The following is a 15,152-nucleotide window of genomic DNA, read 5'->3' on the forward strand; positions in this document are numbered from 1 at the left end:
TTTTTTGTGTCAAACTGAGTGCAGTCGAAGTTTTAATGTTATAAAAACCAATGCATTTCGACTGCGCTCAATGTGACTTTAAGAGTAGAAATTGACTTTTCAGGCAGCCTCTTTATGATTAACTTAAATGGGTTTTATCCAAAGTAAATGTTTCCATTTTTCTTTTTCGCGCATTACCAAACCAATGTTAATGGCAAACAAAGCACCCGTTTGTACAAGCTCTTCAATGTCATCTGGTTCTAAAAACAAATGAAATAAGAAAATGTGCAAGGATATCGGCAACAAAAACAAAGCGCCAATAAATCCTGTGCCTTGAATAATTAAAAGCAATCCGAATAATAATTCGCAAATACCTAAAACTTCCCAAAAATAGCCTGTTTGTTTTGCGCCATTTATATAAAGGATTTTTTGCAGGGTGTTAACCTTTTCAGGTGCTGCAAATTTTTGAGCTTTTTCAACAACTTCAATGGGTTCGGGCATTGGTTTGTTGAATTTTTGAATCCCTCCATAAATCATAAATCCTCCTAAAAAAAGACGACATGCAATAACTAAAATATTAATTGATTTTTTCATGTTTAAAAAGTAGTTACACCCGTATTAGGTTGAAAAACATAGTTGAAAGTATAGTACGGTGTTTCATCTGCATAAGCATCAGGGTTTGCCGGTGCATCTTTATAATAACTTAAAATTTCAACTTTGGCGTAAAGCCCATTGTGCGTTTTAAAAACCAATATTTTCCCTGGTGTTGGCGTAATCAAATGTGTTGGCGGACCAGCGTAAGTGTACCAGCTATTGCCGCTTCCCGTTGAAATGGCATACCCCGTATCGGAATCTTGTTCAAATAAAGATGTGTCAACATTTGTTACAGAAGCCATGGTTCCGTTGGCAATGTACACCGCTGCGTTTCCTGTACGGTTTGGCTCGTCGGTTGTTCCTAAAGTTGTTCCGCCATTTACAATAATCGAAGTGCCTCTAAAGGCAATATCCCAATTGGTATCGCTAGTTGTTGTTTGTCCTGTTGCAAAATTAAACTTTGTAAATGTGCCCGAAACGGGTTGGCCTTGACCACCTGTTTGTGGGGCGTGTAAATTGGTAACGCTTTCGGATGCTACCTCTAATAATGGTGGGGAATCATCATCGCTACAAGATGTGAAGCCTATAAATATTGTTAATAAAATTACGAGTTGAGTTGTTTTAATGGTGTTCATAGTGTTTATGTATTTAAAATTGAATATTTAATTTTCCGTATATAATTCTGCCAGCAATATTGCTGATGTTTTGTGTGTCTGTAAAATTGAATAGATTATCAACCCCAAAACCTAATTGGTAGTTTTTATAAATGGTTTTGTTAAGAGCGAAATCGATAATGGCATAGCCATCAACAAAATCGTCATAAACATCTAAATAGGTGTTTCCGTTGGTGTCAAACAACCCGTATTTACTTCGGTAGGTTCCTCTTATGTTGGTGTCTAAATCCCATTGGGGTATGTTATAAAACAGCTTAAGATTTGCCATGTGTCGGGAGCGGTTGTACAAACCGAAATAATCCTGCTTTTTAAGTTGAAACGATGGCGAGCTGGGATTTTCGCGGGCAAAAACCTGTCCGTTTTTAAATGCTTTTTCGGCAGTTTCATCTTTGGCAAATAATAATTGATAACCGCCCGATATTTTTATTTGATTTACGGGTTTCCAAGTGGCATTAAATTCTAATCCCTGGGTATAAACCTGATTCACATTGTAATAGCTAAACACATTTTGGCCATTGGTTTTAGTTGCAATAACCCGGGTATCGATTAAATCGTCAATATGATTTCTAAACAGATTTAATTCCAATTTAATGGCAGAAGATGGTTTATAATCAAGCCCAACATTTATGCTTATTGAATTTTCTGGATGCAATTCCGCTTCAAATTCTGAAATAGGAACAACAATATTCGCTATTTCACCTTGCGATTCTAACTCTGGAATGGTTGTAGACACGGCGTTGTATCCTAAAATCGTGTAGCCCACCGTGGCATTGGTAAAATTAAAATACAGTTGCCTAAAATCTGGTGCCTTAAAACCGTATCCAACCGAACTTTTTACAGCGAACTTATCGTTTATCTCATAGCGTATCGCCGCTTTGGGACTAAATTGCGATTTGTATTTGTTGTGGCTATCAAAACGTGCGCCCAAAATAAGGTTGAGCTTTTCGGTTAAATCGCCGTCATATTGCAGGTAAACATATGGCGAATTAAACTCGGGTTGCACCATAAAACCGGTTCTATTTAAAGTTTCGTGATTAAACCCCAAACCGCCAATAAAGTTATTTGCATGGTTTAGCTTATAAGTGCTTCGAATTTCAGGGCGAATTAATAATTGGTTGTAATAACTATCGCTAAACCTGCTACCGTTTTCGTCATTCAAAAAATCTTTAGCTTTATACTGTGTGGTATAAAATTCAAAATAACTGCTCCATTTTTCAGAATAGGCATGGCTTAATTTCAAATGCGTATTCCACTCGTTTATAGCGCTTTCGCCCTTTAAGGTTGATGATGCGTTGTAATCTTGATTTTGGGTGTAATATTTACCAGCGATAAACAGGTTGGTCGCCTCAGAAAAATCAAAAGTCACTTTGGTATTTATAGTGTAATTTTTAAATGGATCAACAGTGTTTAAATCATCATTTTTATTCAAATCATAACCATCGCTACTGTATCTGTTTAAAAAAATACCAGCTTTAAGTTTCTTGTTTTTGTAATTGATTGTTGTGCTTAAATCGTTGGTATTAAACGTGCCTATCCTATAATTTATATCACCTTTAAAACCTGTTTTTGGCGTTTCGGTAATAATATTTATAACGCCACCAAGCGCATCGCTACCGTATAAACTAGACGATGCACCTTTTACGATTTCTATTTGTTTGATGTTGCCAACGGTAATTCTACTAAGGTCTAATGTCCCGGCAGATCGCCCAACAAGAGGTACACCATCAACCATTATTAAGGTGTATTGCGAGTCTAAACCTTGGAGTTGAATCCCTTCTCCACCACCAAAATCCGGTACGGTAATCAGTCCGGTTTGCTCGTTTAAAATATCGTTTAATCGTATTGAATTTGAGCGCTTTATGTCTTTTTTCGAAATGATTTGTGCAGGCATTGGTAACGACGATAATTGCCTAATGGTTCTTGTAGCCGTGATAATAACCTCATCTAAATTTTCAGTTTTAGTTGAATCGGTTAAAACGTTTATGGATTCTTGGGAAACCGAATAACTGAGAAAAAAAAGCGAAAAATAAATGCAAAAATATTTTTTATTTAGAATCATTCTTGATTAAATTTGTCGCAAATATATAGGTTATTTTTATTCAGTCTAAATAAGAATAAATAAATTTTCAATTTTTTTTAATCATAAAAAACAAACCATTTAAAATGAAACGATTAACACTTTTACCATTATTACTTTTAACATTTTCTCTAGTAACATATGGGCAAACCAAAAAAGAAAAAGACCAGAAAGCGATAAAAGATATGTGCGGTTGCTATGAAATTAAGTTTAAATACGCCGAAACGTTTTCACCGGATATCGCCTACGAAAAAGCTTATGATTACAGAGCCCACGCATTAGAATGGGCAGAATTGATAACCGATAAAGATGATGAAATAAGCATACAGCACTTGTTGGTTGTAAACGATACCATGATTATAAAACATTGGCGACAAGATTGGCAGTTTCAAAACCAAAACGTATTTGATTATACCGCCAAAAACACATGGCGCGTTAAAGAACTTTCAGAAGAACAGGTAAAGGGGCAATGGGCACAAAAAGTGTATCAAGTAGATGATAGCCCGAGGTATTCCGGATCGGCTACTTGGGTTCATGTTGATGGAAAGCGTTTTTGGGAAAACAGAACCGATGCACCGCTTCCCAGACGTGAATACTCAAAAAGAAGCGATTACAACATTTTGGCCAGAGGCAATGCCGTAAAACTTACAGACTATGGTTGGTTGCACGAACAAGATAACGACAAAATTATAAGGGAAACCGGTAAAGACGACATCCTTTTAGCCCAAGAAAAAGGCTATAATATATACACCAAAGTAGCTGATGAAAAATGTAAAGTTGCCAGAGATTGGTGGAAAGAAAACAATAAAGTTTGGAAAAAAGTAAAGCAAGAATGGGATAAGGTTTTTGCGGAAAACAAGGAAGTGAAATTAAAAAGTAAAGTTGATGGCAAAATGTTGCATCAGCATTTATTCGCTTTAGATAATAAGGCTAGCAGAAAAGATATTAGAGCCATAATCAATACGTTTTTGAATTAGTTTAGTTGATCTTGAAGCAGCATATTTTCACCATTGGGAAGATGTAAATACCATCTTTTATAATATATTATTTTGGAATTATTATAACATGGAAAGGTATGCTGTAAAAGGTTTTAAAAATGCCACCAATACACGAATAATTATTTTTGGTTTTATTCGTGTATTTGTGGCAAAAAACCATGCTATTTGTGGCATGCGACCCTGAAACAAGTTCAGGGTGACGAACTAATTATGTTACATTACGGACAATCATTCTGATTATTTATTTGGGATGATTTTGAGGTCATATTACAAATTCATCCAACGTTTTACAGCATCATTATAACTTCTGCCCGTGGTTATGGCTGTTGAATCACTTAAGGTGATAATGAATCTGCTATTAAAATATTTTTGAACGTTTTTTACAAACTCCGTATTAATAATGAAGCCCTTGTGCACTCTTAAAAAATAGTCCGGTAGTTTTTGTTCTAAACCCGATAAAGAATCTTCAATTAAATAACGCCCATCTTTGGTATGCAGCGCCACATAGCGGTCGTCTGCTTTAAAATAGCTGATATGTTCCAGTTTTATAATAATGAGCGTATCGCCTTTTTTTACGGTAATGGAAGTCATTTTTTTGGCTTCTTTTTTAGACGTTAATTCTTCTAATAAAGCCAAAACATTTTGCGAGGTTGTATGGTCACTAAACAGTTTTAATTTGTTGACCGATTGTTGCAATCGCTCCAAACTTACGGGTTTTAATAAATAATCGATACTATTGGTGTCGAACGCTTTTAAGGAATACTGGTCGTAAGCCGTACAAAAGATAACGATTGGAATGGTTTTTAAACGCTTCAATAAATCAAAACCCGATACTTCTGGCATTTCAATATCCAAGAAAATAAGGTCTGGCTTTAGCACTTCAATTTTTTCTTGAGCGTCAATAGCATCTTCTGCAAGGGCGATGACTTGAAAGGTGTCTGGGAAACTTTTCAATAATTTCAGCAAGCGTTCCCGTGCTGGTGGCTCATCGTCAATAATAATGGTTTTATATATTTTTTGCATTATTTAATTTTTTGGAATTATAATCGAGATATGTTTTGCAGGTGCATTCTCCCAATGTAAAGATGCTTTGTCGCCATAACTTAAACGCAATAAATCGTAAACCGTTTGCAAGCCGTGGCCACTTACCAATCCATTTTCAAAATCAGGACCATTATCGATAACTCGAATTAATAAATTGTCGTCTTCCTGTTTAATCTCCAATACAATAAGGCCTTCGCCTCTAATTTGGGACACACCGTGTTTTATGGCATTTTCAACCAAAGGTTGTAAAATATACATGGGTATTGCTTCATTTTCCAGCGTTTTCTCAACCTCTAAAATAAATGTTAATCGCTCGCCAAAACGGATTTTTTCAATCTCTAAATAGTTTTGCACCATAAGCACTTCTTCTTTTACGGTGCTCATTTGTTGCCCTTTTTTATTAATGGAATAGCGAAATAAATTAGATAAGGACAAGGCCATTTTTTCTGTTTTCTCCGGGCTTTTATACGCCAAACCTGCAATGGAATTTAAAGCATTATACAAAAAATGCGGATTGATGTGCGATTGTAATAATTTTAATTCCGATTGGGTGTTTGCTTCTTTTAATCGGCTTAATTCTACGTCTTTTTCGTTTACTAGAGATTGGGCCATGTGATTTAGGTAGATGAGTAAACCTCTTCCAAAAGCTAGTGCAATCCATAAAAATAGTATTGGAGCATAAGATTCTTGAAATTGAAAGTTTTGTATAATACCTTTTCCAACTGCTAACATTGGAATATTAAAAGCAACAAAAGTAAATATAACTTTTAAAACCAATTGTAAAGTGAAATTCAGATTTTGCTTTTTTATGAGGTTGTCAAATAACCATAATGATAAAGAAATTATAACAGTAAAGACAGTTGCACCAACAATCATATATAGAGATTCTATCCAGGTGATTGTAGAGTTTATATCTATTATATAACCATAAATTTGTATGAAATACGCAAGATTCAACATTATAAATAATATCGGATAAAAATAATTTAAAAACGAATACTTGAATTTCTTATTTTGAAAATACCCAAAGAGTAAGATGAAAACCAAAATTCCTACTCCTACAATGATTATTAACGCTTTTGCTTTCGTTAATTTTTTGTTTAAAAAATTACTCGCATACCTCCAAGGATAATTTGCGTACATATACTCCTTGAATTGTTCATTAAAATTTTCTGAATATAGCTTTTGAAGTAAAAATTTATCTTGCTCATTAAATTTAGCGTATTGAGGCACATAATCTTGAGAAAAATACACCCCCTTATTAGCAATATCAGCATATGAATTTAAATCATTAGGATGAATAAAACAAAGCGTTCTCAAAAACTCATATTGTATGTATTGTTTTCTTTTTTCGTATGAAATAGAATCTTTAAAAAAGAACCAAACACTATTAGGTTCTCTTTTAAAACCTTCTTCTTTAATCTTATTAGACCTTTCAATGCTACTTCCATCGGATAATACTGTTTTTATTTTGGCACCAAATGTTGACCTATCTGCTATTTCAAAACTTAATGGTACAACAGAATATCGTAATCTATGGTACGGAATATCCTTAATTTTTTTCTCCCAATCATTTTTATATTTACTTGTATTGGAAATTTTTTCGCCTGCATAATCATCTAAATATTCAATAGTTTTGAGCGGAAGTAGAGCCCTTAAGTCTTCCATTATTTCTTGTACAGCAATACTATCTAGTTTTGTAGCTCTGTTAAGTTCTAATAATATTGGCCCATCATCCATAAGAGGATTAATTTTATAAACAGACTCTGTTTTTCCATCAAATAGCCGATATTTTATATATTCCCAATTATCATCTTTGGGGTTTTTATAATTTTCAATTGCCACTCTATTAGACAATGATAATCGATTGTTTGACTGAATAATTAGTTGGGTTACAACAAAAATTAAAATAAGTGCTATTATTCTTTTCATAATGACATATTCACTTGTTTACACCACAAAAGAACGGTAACGGTTGGTTTTAAAAAACCAGTTTCGGGCAAACTGCAAAACAAGTGTGGTAAGTTGCATAGATTCTTAATGTTAATAGGCATATAAAAGAAGCTGTCTGAAAAGTCTAATTCTATATCGTATTGAGTACTTCAACGGCACTCAACACAGGCTTTGTCGAAATATTTTAACGTATTGATAATCCAGTTCGGTTTCGACAGACTCAACCTGACAAATTAAATTCAAAAATTTTTTCAATCAGCTTATTAAATGTGTTTAAGTATTACATGACTTGATTAATAAGTAGCTAAAACTGCCAAATGCGTGTATTTAAAATCGCCATGGCCGTTTATAATTTTTATTTTAAAATACCTATAAGTAGTGTTATCTGGCAAGTCTATAAATTGGTGGTTTTGTTGTCTTTTCAAGCTATAATCGCCTATTTTTTGCCAGTTACCATTGGTGTTACTACCCCAAATTTCGAAGTCTTTTATAACGCCGTTTAAATTGTCCCGATTGCCAAAAGCAAAACCATTTATGGCAGTGGTTTCATTTCTGTCTAAAACAAAATAATGCGGATAATTAGGTAGGCTATTTCTATATTCGGTATGCCAAAAGGTATCTTGGTAACCGTCTAATATATTACTTGCTGGTCCATCTTCTTCTTGACTGTTGACTTCAATAATTTTCCAGTTTGTTGGATGGATTGTTTTTTTGCTATCGATGACTTCTATATTAGAAACACCATTTTTAAATTCATACTCATAACTGTAGGTGTTCTGCGTTCCATTTTCGTGATAAAAACGGATTCTGAGCTGGTATTCGCCTTCCAATTTAAAAAATTCTGATAATGAATTTTCTACATACAGACTGTCCGTACCAACGGGTTTTGTGTTCCACGCAATTGCATCATAATCTTTATTGCCTCCTGCTGGGTAAGGGTCGTGCCAAACCACAATGTCTGTAACGGGCACATCACTTTTAAAATTACCGGAAATAATAATTTTTCCATCTTCTACTTTACCTTTTAGTTGTGTGAGTTTATTTTTGGTTGGACCATACCAATCTGTGCGAACCTCGTTGCTAAAGGCTTGACTATTAGAAAATGTTGCCGCAGTAGCTCCTGTAATAAATGTGGGCGATTTACCATAAGTGTAATTACCGGCACCCATTAATGCCGTACCTTTAGAGTCTCTTTCACTCTTTTTTTCACTATTATGCGGCGCATTTAAACCATGGCCCAATTCGTGGTACAAGCCACCAATCCATTTGGTTGCCAATGCGCCATATTTACCGGATGTTCCCAAGTGCTCCAATTTCATTTCTGGATAATCAAGCGCATAGCAAAAGGTGCCCAATCCATAAAAAGGAACGCCGCCGGGGTTTAATGGGTCTCCGGATATTGAAGGTAAAATGACTAAAGAGTGATCGCTGTGTTTTTTATCTGGGTTTTCTATAAAATACGCCTGTAGCTCTTTGTTTATAACAGAACCTCCGCCTCTATATGGATAGGTTTCTTTACCATTTTTAGAATATATGGTTATGATATTAACTTGGTTATTCTCTTTTAAATCCAATCCAAAAGACTTCCTCCCAAAGCCTTCCTTTTCCATATAATTGGCGCAATATTCTTGGAAATCAAGTAGAATGTCGCTTATTCTTTTAGAATACCCAGGAACGGTATCTACGCCTTTTGGTACCCAATAAATAACATTTAATTTGTTGGCTTGATTCCTCCATTCGTTATCCGTTCTTGTAGTGTTTTTTAAATTGACTCCTGAAGTGGTATCCTTTGCGTTTTGGATGTTTTTTGGACATCCATAAAACGTTAATGTAGCAAGGATTATTAATAGAATAATAGGTTTTTTCATTTTAAATGATCTATGTGGTGTAAAAATTAGTTTCACTTGAAAAAGCTTCAGAAGTAGCATATCCAAACAGGCAATAATTACGCACTTTTGTTAGAAAGGTGTACATAGTATATTCTGTTTTTTTACCGGGACTTAGCTCATTAATATCATCGTTTAATAAATTGAAAACAGCATCTTCTTTTTCAGGATTAAAATATGTTTTAAACGATGCTATAAAGTCTTCGTCACTTATTTTATTTACTTTTTTGTTGTGATTAAGCGATAGTTCATTTTCGAATGCTTTACTGCCTTTTCGGAAGTTTTCTTTGCTCTTATCGTTTTCGGTGTGGTAAAACATCTGGTCTAAAAATACCGTGAGATTCATTGTTTCAACTAATGGAAAATGCATTTTAGGCATAATGGTTTCCGTTAAACGCTTAACCAATTCCGCTTCACTTTTAGATAAAAACAAATAATTTGTGGTGACCGAGTTATCGGTACAGGCAGTTACAACATTCAGTAAAGTTGGCGTTGCGACGGTACAGCCAAAAGCCAGTGCTATATTTTTTATTGCTTTTCTTCTATCCATATCCTTAAAATTTACCGTTTTTAAATTCGGCGATGGCGTGATGCGCTGCCCTAGCGGTTAATGCCATATAGGTTAATGACGGGTTTTGACTTGCGGAAGAGGTCATGCAAGAACCATCGGTTACATAAACATTAGGTACGGCATGAATTTGATTGTATTTATTTAATACCGATGTTTTTGCATCTTTACCCATTCTGGCGGTTCCCATTTCGTGAATGGCATGCCCGGGCGCAAAAGCTCCATCGTATCCTTTTACATTTTTAAACCCAGCTTTGGTTAGCATTTCTACGGCTTCGGACTGCATGTGTGCCCGCATTAATTTTTCGTTTTCCTTAAACTCGCAGTCAAAGGTTACAGTGGGCAATCCCCATGCGTCTGTTTTGTTATAGTCGAGCGTTAATTTGTTCTCATGATACGGCAAACATTCGCCAAACCCCGTCATACCAACTTGCCATGGGCCTTGTTTTTTAAGGGTTTCTTTTAAATCGAGCCCATAACTGAGTTCCATTATAGCGCGACGCCAATCGCCTCTAGTTGCTGTTCCTTGAAAAAAATAACCTCGCAAATAATCCTTTTTAGTCGCTTTATCTCCCAGATTTTGAAATCGAGGAATATGGAAACTTGCCGGTCTATTATCAACAAAAGTTACATCTTTAAAACCATCGTAATCTGCGGTAGCGCCCACTCTAAAATGATGATCCATTAAATTGTGCCCCAGTTCGCCGCTATCGTTGCCTAACCCATTTGGAAATCTTTTGGATTTCGATTGAAGCAGAATACTCGTTGACGCCACCGTAGAGGCACAACAAAAAACAACCTTCGCATAAAACGTTAATTTTTCTTTGGTTTGGGTATCTATAATTTTAACTCCAATGGCTTTTTTAGAGCGCTCATCGTATATAATTTCATAGGCATTGGAATATGGTCTCAAAGTCATGTTTCCGGTTCTTTCGGCTGCCGGTAAGGTTGAAGCGTTGCTACTAAAATAACCCCCTAAAGGGCAACCTCTCATGCATTTGTTTCTATAGGCGCAATTGTATCTGCCTTCGTAGGTTTCATTTCCAGTAATATTCGCAAACCGCCCTATCGTTAAAGTCCTATCGGTATAATGCTTGTGAATTTGCGATTTGAATTCTTCTTCAACCACATTAAGTGCCATGGGTGGGGAAAAGTAACCGTCCGGTAATTGCGGTAAGCCTAATTTTTCGCCGCATACGCCAATATATTTTTCAACATAGGTGTACCAAGACTCAATGTCTTTATAGCGTATGGGCCAATCGACACCAAAACCGTCTAGCTTGTTGGCATTAAAATCGAGATCGCTCAATCTTAGAGCTTGTCGTCCCCAAGTTAAGGAGCGGCCACCCACATGATAGCCTCTAATCCAATCAAACCTTTTGGTTTCGTTATAAGGATGTTTTAAGTCGTTAACAAACCAATGCTTAGTGCCTTGATTTGTAACATATCCCGCTCTTGCTTGTTTGGGTTGGTTTTTTTGGTCTTCTAAACTGGGGGTTCCTCTAAACTCTAATTCCCATGTTTCTTTGTTGGCGGTAGGGTAATCAACAATATGCTCAACAGGTCTGCCTTTCTCTAAAACAAGGGTTTTTAATCCGCCTTCGCAAAGCTCTTTTGCTGCCCATCCACCAGAAATCCCTGTGCCTATCACTATGGCGTCAAAAGTATTATTAGTATTACTATAGGGCATTCTGTTTGTAATTAAATGGTAATGTCAACTCTATTTCCAAATATTATTATGAAGGTCTAAAAATAGGAATTTTATACTACTTAAAATCACCAAAACCGAACCTTTTACATTAACAACCCTAGCTTGAAAATATTTATAATAATGAAAAGATTAAATGAAATTAGAAAGCACCAAAAAAGTTATAAAATGAATACTATTTGTGATTATATGAAAAATTCGGTGGTGGAATGGATTTCCTTTAAAACAAAATAACTTTCAAGTACACCAATGTTTTCAATCTTGGATAGTTTAAGCCTTACAAACTCATGATAGGCATCTAAGCTTTGAAGGTTTATTTTTAGAAAAAAATCTACTTTTCCTGCCATGTGATAACATTCCTGAACTTCTTTGAGTTCTTTAATTTGGCTTTCAAATTTATCAATAAATCCCTCATTATGATACCGTAATGACACCATGCACACGGCCGTAATAGGTCGGTTTAATTGAATTTTATCAAGCAGCGCCACATATTTTTTTATATAACCCTTGTTTTCCAATCGCCTTATGCGCTCATAAACCGGGGATGCAGTGAGGTTTAGCATTTGGGCAACTTCCTTGGTTGTTTTTTTGGAATTCTTTTGAAGGATTCTTAAAATTTTAAGGTCTATATCGTCAAGTTTTTCCATAAGGCAGATAAAATTACTTTTTAAAGGTTTAAAAATATAAAATAAAGATAAAAGAAAGGCGATAATTTATAATTGAAGTTAAAATTACTTATTTCAACCCAAAACACAGGTGTTTCAATCTTATTATTGCTGTTTTTATTAATTTTACCCTGCTTAAAATTGTCAAAATGAAAACAGAGCGAATTTTAATAACAGGTGCTAGTGGCCAATTAGGTACGGTGCTAACAAAAGCTTTACAAGAAAAATACGGTTTTGATCATGTAATTGCTTCAGATTTAAGAAAAAGTCCGAATTTTGAAGGATGTTTCGAGGTTTTGGATGTCACAGATTTTGATGCGCTTCAAGGCTGCGTATCAAAATACGGCATAACCCAAGTATATCATTTAGCGGCTATTTTATCGGCCAAAGGAGAGCAGTTTCCACTAAAAACGTGGGACATCAATATGAGTACTTTGTTCAACGTTTTAGAGGTTTCTAGATTACACGGTGTTAACAAGATATTTTACCCAAGTTCAATTGCTGTTTTTGGTGATGAGATTGAATGTGTCAATACGCCACAAGCATCAAATTTAACACCTTTAACAGTATATGGAATGAGTAAAGCCGCCGGAGAAAACTGGGTGAATTATTACCATAAAAAGTATGGTATGGACATACGTTCTTTAAGATATCCGGGGGTTATCGGCTACCAGTCGCTACCGGGAGGCGGCACAACGGATTATGCCGTAGACATTTACCACAAAGCCGTTAAAGAAGAGTGTTTTGACTGCTTCTTAGAAGCCACAACCATGTTACCCATGATTTTTATGGACGATGCCATTAGAGCTACTATTGAACTCATGGACGCTCCTGCCGAAGATATTAAAATAAGAACTTCGTATAACCTTGCGGGAATGAGTTTTACAGCGGAACAAGTATACTATTCGATTAAAGAGATTTATCCGAATTTTGAAATAAACTACAAACCGGATTTCAGACAGGACATAGCAAAATCATGGCCAGATAGTGTCGATGATTCTGCAGCTAGAAAAGATTGGGGATGGAAACCAAAATATGACTTATCTTTAATAACCAAAGAAATGATTAAAAACATAAAAACCTATTACCAATTAACAACTAAAATATAACCAAGTATGTACGGAAGCATTAAGGATCATTTAATAAAAGAATTACAAAATATAAAAGACTCGGGTTTATTTAAAGAAGAGCGCATTATAACAACACCACAAGATGCCGTTATAAAGATTTCAACAGGACAGGAGGTTATTAACTTTTGTGCTAACAATTACTTGGGCTTATCCAATAACAAAGAAGTGATTCAGGCCGCCAAAGACACTTTGGATACGCACGGTTTTGGGATGTCGTCCGTACGTTTTATTTGCGGAACCCAAGATATACACAAACAGTTGGAAACCAAAATAGCTGAGTTTTTCCATTGTGAAGACACCATTCTTTACGCTGCAGCTTTTGATGCCAATGGCGGTGCTTTTGAGCCGTTGTTAACGCATGAAGATGCCATTATTTCAGATGCTTTAAACCACGCTTCAATAATAGATGGCGTTCGTTTGTGTAAGGCAGCTCGATACAGATATGCCAATAATGATATGGAAGATTTGGAGGCCAAATTAATTGAAGCCAATAAGCAAAACCATCGTTTTAAAATAATTGTTACAGATGGTGTGTTCTCCATGGATGGGATTGTGGCGGAATTAGATAAAATTTGTGACTTAGCCGATAAATATGATGCTTTGGTAATGGTTGATGAATGCCATGCTTCTGGTTTTATTGGTAAAACAGGGCGTGGTACCATAGAGTTAAAAAATGTACTCGGACGAGTGGATATTATTACCGGAACTCTTGGAAAGGCTTTGGGAGGTGCCATGGGCGGATTTACAACAGGTAAAAAGGAAATTATAGAAATGCTGCGTCAACGTTCAAGGCCTTATTTGTTTTCAAATTCATTGGCGCCCGCTATAGTTGGCGCTTCATTGAAGGTTTTTGAAATTTTGGAAAGAGACACCTCGTTGCGCGATAAGCTAGAAGAAAACACAAATTATTTTAGAAGCCAAATGGAAGCTGCCGGTTTCGATTTGGTAGGTGCCGGCGCCGCCATCGTTCCTGTAATGTTGTATGATGCAAAGCTTTCTCAAGTTATGGCCAATCAATTATTGGAAGAAGGTATTTATGTTATTGGATTTTTCTATCCCGTTGTGCCACAAAACAAGGCGAGAATACGAGTGCAATTATCGGCAGCACACACCAAAGAACATTTAGATAAAGCCATACAAGCATTTACAAAAGTGGGCAAAAAACTAGGGGTAATAAATTAAATACAAACAGTTTAATTAAGTTGGCTAAACAGGAAACTGTAATTTATTTAAAAGCAGAAAAACAAACACGTATTGATAATGTTTTTTGAATATTTATCAAGTTGTCAATATGTGTTTTACCCGTTCTTTCAACTCCGGCAATACCTCAACTTCAAACCACGGGTTCTTCGCTAGCCAAAACCGATTTCGCGGCGACGGATGTGGCAAGGGCAAATATTTGGGTAAATACTCTCTATAATTTCTAACCGTTTCGGTTAATGTTTTCTTTGCGTCTTTTTGCAAATAATACTTTTGGGCATACATGCCAATTAAAATAATAAGCTCTACATTTTTAAGTTCGTCAAACAAGAGCTTGTGCCATTGTGGTGCGCACTCTGGTCGTGGTGGCAGATCGCCCGATTTTCCTTTTCCCGGATAACAAAATCCCATGGGGATAATGGCAAATTTTTTTTCATCATAAAAATCTTCATCGGTAACATCGAGCCATTTCCGTAATTGTTTGCCGCTTGGGTCGTCCCACGGAATTCCAGTACTGTGCACTTTGATTCCCGGAGCTTGACCGATAATCACGATTTTAGAATCTGGATGTGCCGATACCACAGGGCGTGGTCCCAATGGCAAATGGGCTTTACAAATGGTGCATTGTTTTATATTGTTCAATAAAACATCCATCATGATTAAATTGATTAATTGT

The 15,152-nt window shown here is 35.7% G+C and carries 13 protein-coding genes; 3 read left to right on the forward strand and 10 right to left on the reverse strand.

The window, feature by feature from the left end:
* Window positions 1-123: 123 nt before the first annotated feature.
* From ACN5J7_RS09500 to ACN5J7_RS09510, 3 genes are read right to left on the reverse strand one after another with little or no spacing between them, the layout of a single operon-like run.
* Window positions 124-573, reverse strand: coding sequence for a DoxX family membrane protein (locus tag ACN5J7_RS09500; RefSeq protein ID WP_418603728.1), 450 nt, complete (start codon window positions 571-573; stop codon window positions 124-126).
* Window positions 574-575: 2 nt separating this feature from the next.
* Complete coding sequence (locus ACN5J7_RS09505; RefSeq protein ID WP_418603729.1) at window positions 576-1,208, reverse strand: HmuY family protein; 633 nt, start codon at window positions 1,206-1,208, stop codon at window positions 576-578.
* Window positions 1,209-1,221: 13 nt separating this feature from the next.
* Window positions 1,222-3,306, reverse strand: coding sequence for a TonB-dependent receptor plug domain-containing protein (locus tag ACN5J7_RS09510; RefSeq protein ID WP_418603730.1), 2,085 nt, complete (start codon window positions 3,304-3,306; stop codon window positions 1,222-1,224).
* Between the two features lie 104 nt (window positions 3,307-3,410).
* On the opposite strand from ACN5J7_RS09510, the gene ACN5J7_RS09515 reads away from it, so the two are divergent.
* A complete protein-coding gene (locus ACN5J7_RS09515) occupies window positions 3,411-4,301 on the forward strand; it encodes a DUF6607 family protein (RefSeq protein ID WP_311935720.1) in 891 nt (296 codons plus the stop codon).
* 288 nt (window positions 4,302-4,589) lie between these two features.
* Here ACN5J7_RS09515 and ACN5J7_RS09520 read toward each other — a convergent pair whose 3' ends face one another.
* The 6 genes from ACN5J7_RS09520 to ACN5J7_RS09545 form a co-directional block, all read right to left on the reverse strand.
* A complete protein-coding gene (locus ACN5J7_RS09520; protein WP_311935722.1) occupies window positions 4,590-5,345 on the reverse strand; it encodes a LytTR family DNA-binding domain-containing protein in 756 nt (251 codons plus the stop codon).
* Window positions 5,346-5,348: 3 nt separating this feature from the next.
* Complete coding sequence (locus tag ACN5J7_RS09525) at window positions 5,349-7,298, reverse strand: sensor histidine kinase (RefSeq protein ID WP_418603731.1); 1,950 nt, start codon at window positions 7,296-7,298, stop codon at window positions 5,349-5,351.
* Between the two features lie 314 nt (window positions 7,299-7,612).
* The gene (locus ACN5J7_RS09530; protein ID WP_311935728.1) at window positions 7,613-9,187 is read right to left on the reverse strand and encodes a discoidin domain-containing protein; all 1,575 of its coding nucleotides are present in this window, start codon (window positions 9,185-9,187) and stop codon (window positions 7,613-7,615) included.
* A gap of 10 nt (window positions 9,188-9,197) precedes the next feature.
* Window positions 9,198-9,755, reverse strand: coding sequence for a gluconate 2-dehydrogenase subunit 3 family protein (locus ACN5J7_RS09535; protein WP_311935731.1), 558 nt, complete (start codon window positions 9,753-9,755; stop codon window positions 9,198-9,200).
* Window positions 9,756-9,759: 4 nt separating this feature from the next.
* Window positions 9,760-11,463: a GMC oxidoreductase gene (locus ACN5J7_RS09540; protein ID WP_418603732.1), complete on the reverse strand. Its 1,704-nt coding sequence runs from the start codon at window positions 11,461-11,463 to the stop codon at window positions 9,760-9,762.
* Window positions 11,464-11,666: 203 nt separating this feature from the next.
* Window positions 11,667-12,128 carry an Lrp/AsnC family transcriptional regulator gene (locus ACN5J7_RS09545; RefSeq protein WP_311935736.1) on the reverse strand — a complete coding sequence of 154 codons (462 nt, stop codon included), beginning with the start codon at window positions 12,126-12,128 and terminating at the stop codon, window positions 11,667-11,669.
* 167 nt (window positions 12,129-12,295) lie between these two features.
* Between ACN5J7_RS09545 and ACN5J7_RS09550 the strand changes: the two genes are divergently transcribed.
* Both ACN5J7_RS09550 and kbl read left to right on the forward strand, forming a co-directional pair.
* Window positions 12,296-13,255 (forward strand): NAD-dependent epimerase/dehydratase family protein, encoded by a 960-nt coding sequence (locus ACN5J7_RS09550; RefSeq protein ID WP_311935740.1) that lies wholly within the window; start codon window positions 12,296-12,298, stop codon window positions 13,253-13,255.
* Between the two features lie 6 nt (window positions 13,256-13,261).
* Complete coding sequence (gene kbl / locus ACN5J7_RS09555; protein WP_311935743.1) at window positions 13,262-14,458, forward strand: glycine C-acetyltransferase; 1,197 nt, start codon at window positions 13,262-13,264, stop codon at window positions 14,456-14,458.
* A gap of 96 nt (window positions 14,459-14,554) precedes the next feature.
* On the opposite strand, the gene ACN5J7_RS09560 is transcribed toward kbl, so the two are convergent.
* Entirely contained in the window at window positions 14,555-15,130 is a 576-nt protein-coding gene (locus ACN5J7_RS09560) for a uracil-DNA glycosylase family protein (RefSeq protein WP_311937471.1), read from the reverse strand.
* Window positions 15,131-15,152: the final 22 nt, after the last annotated feature.

Source organism: Hwangdonia sp. (assembly GCF_048381975.1).
GTDB lineage: Bacteria > Bacteroidota > Bacteroidia > Flavobacteriales > Flavobacteriaceae > Hwangdonia > Hwangdonia seohaensis.

Excerpts from the sequence above, each read along its gene's own strand:
- ACN5J7_RS09500 (WP_418603728.1), bottom strand. The coding sequence starts at position 573 with ATGAAAAAATCAATTAATATTTTAGTTATTGCATGTCGTCTTTTTTTA.
- ACN5J7_RS09545 (WP_311935736.1), bottom strand. The coding sequence starts at position 12,128 with ATGGAAAAACTTGACGATATAGACCTTAAAATTTTAAGAATCCTTCAA.
- ACN5J7_RS09540 (WP_418603732.1), bottom strand. The coding sequence starts at position 11,463 with ATGCCCTATAGTAATACTAATAATACTTTTGACGCCATAGTGATAGGC.
- ACN5J7_RS09560 (WP_311937471.1), bottom strand. The coding sequence starts at position 15,130 with ATGGATGTTTTATTGAACAATATAAAACAATGCACCATTTGTAAAGCC.
- ACN5J7_RS09550 (WP_311935740.1), top strand. The coding sequence starts at position 12,296 with ATGAAAACAGAGCGAATTTTAATAACAGGTGCTAGTGGCCAATTAGGT.
- ACN5J7_RS09535 (WP_311935731.1), bottom strand. The coding sequence starts at position 9,755 with ATGGATAGAAGAAAAGCAATAAAAAATATAGCACTGGCTTTTGGCTGT.
- ACN5J7_RS09530 (WP_311935728.1), bottom strand. The coding sequence starts at position 9,187 with ATGAAAAAACCTATTATTCTATTAATAATCCTTGCTACATTAACGTTT.
- ACN5J7_RS09525 (WP_418603731.1), bottom strand. The coding sequence starts at position 7,298 with ATGAAAAGAATAATAGCACTTATTTTAATTTTTGTTGTAACCCAACTA.
- ACN5J7_RS09515 (WP_311935720.1), top strand. The coding sequence starts at position 3,411 with ATGAAACGATTAACACTTTTACCATTATTACTTTTAACATTTTCTCTA.
- ACN5J7_RS09510 (WP_418603730.1), bottom strand. The coding sequence starts at position 3,306 with ATGATTCTAAATAAAAAATATTTTTGCATTTATTTTTCGCTTTTTTTT.
- kbl (WP_311935743.1), top strand. The coding sequence starts at position 13,262 with ATGTACGGAAGCATTAAGGATCATTTAATAAAAGAATTACAAAATATA.
- ACN5J7_RS09520 (WP_311935722.1), bottom strand. The coding sequence starts at position 5,345 with ATGCAAAAAATATATAAAACCATTATTATTGACGATGAGCCACCAGCA.
- ACN5J7_RS09505 (WP_418603729.1), bottom strand. The coding sequence starts at position 1,208 with ATGAACACCATTAAAACAACTCAACTCGTAATTTTATTAACAATATTT.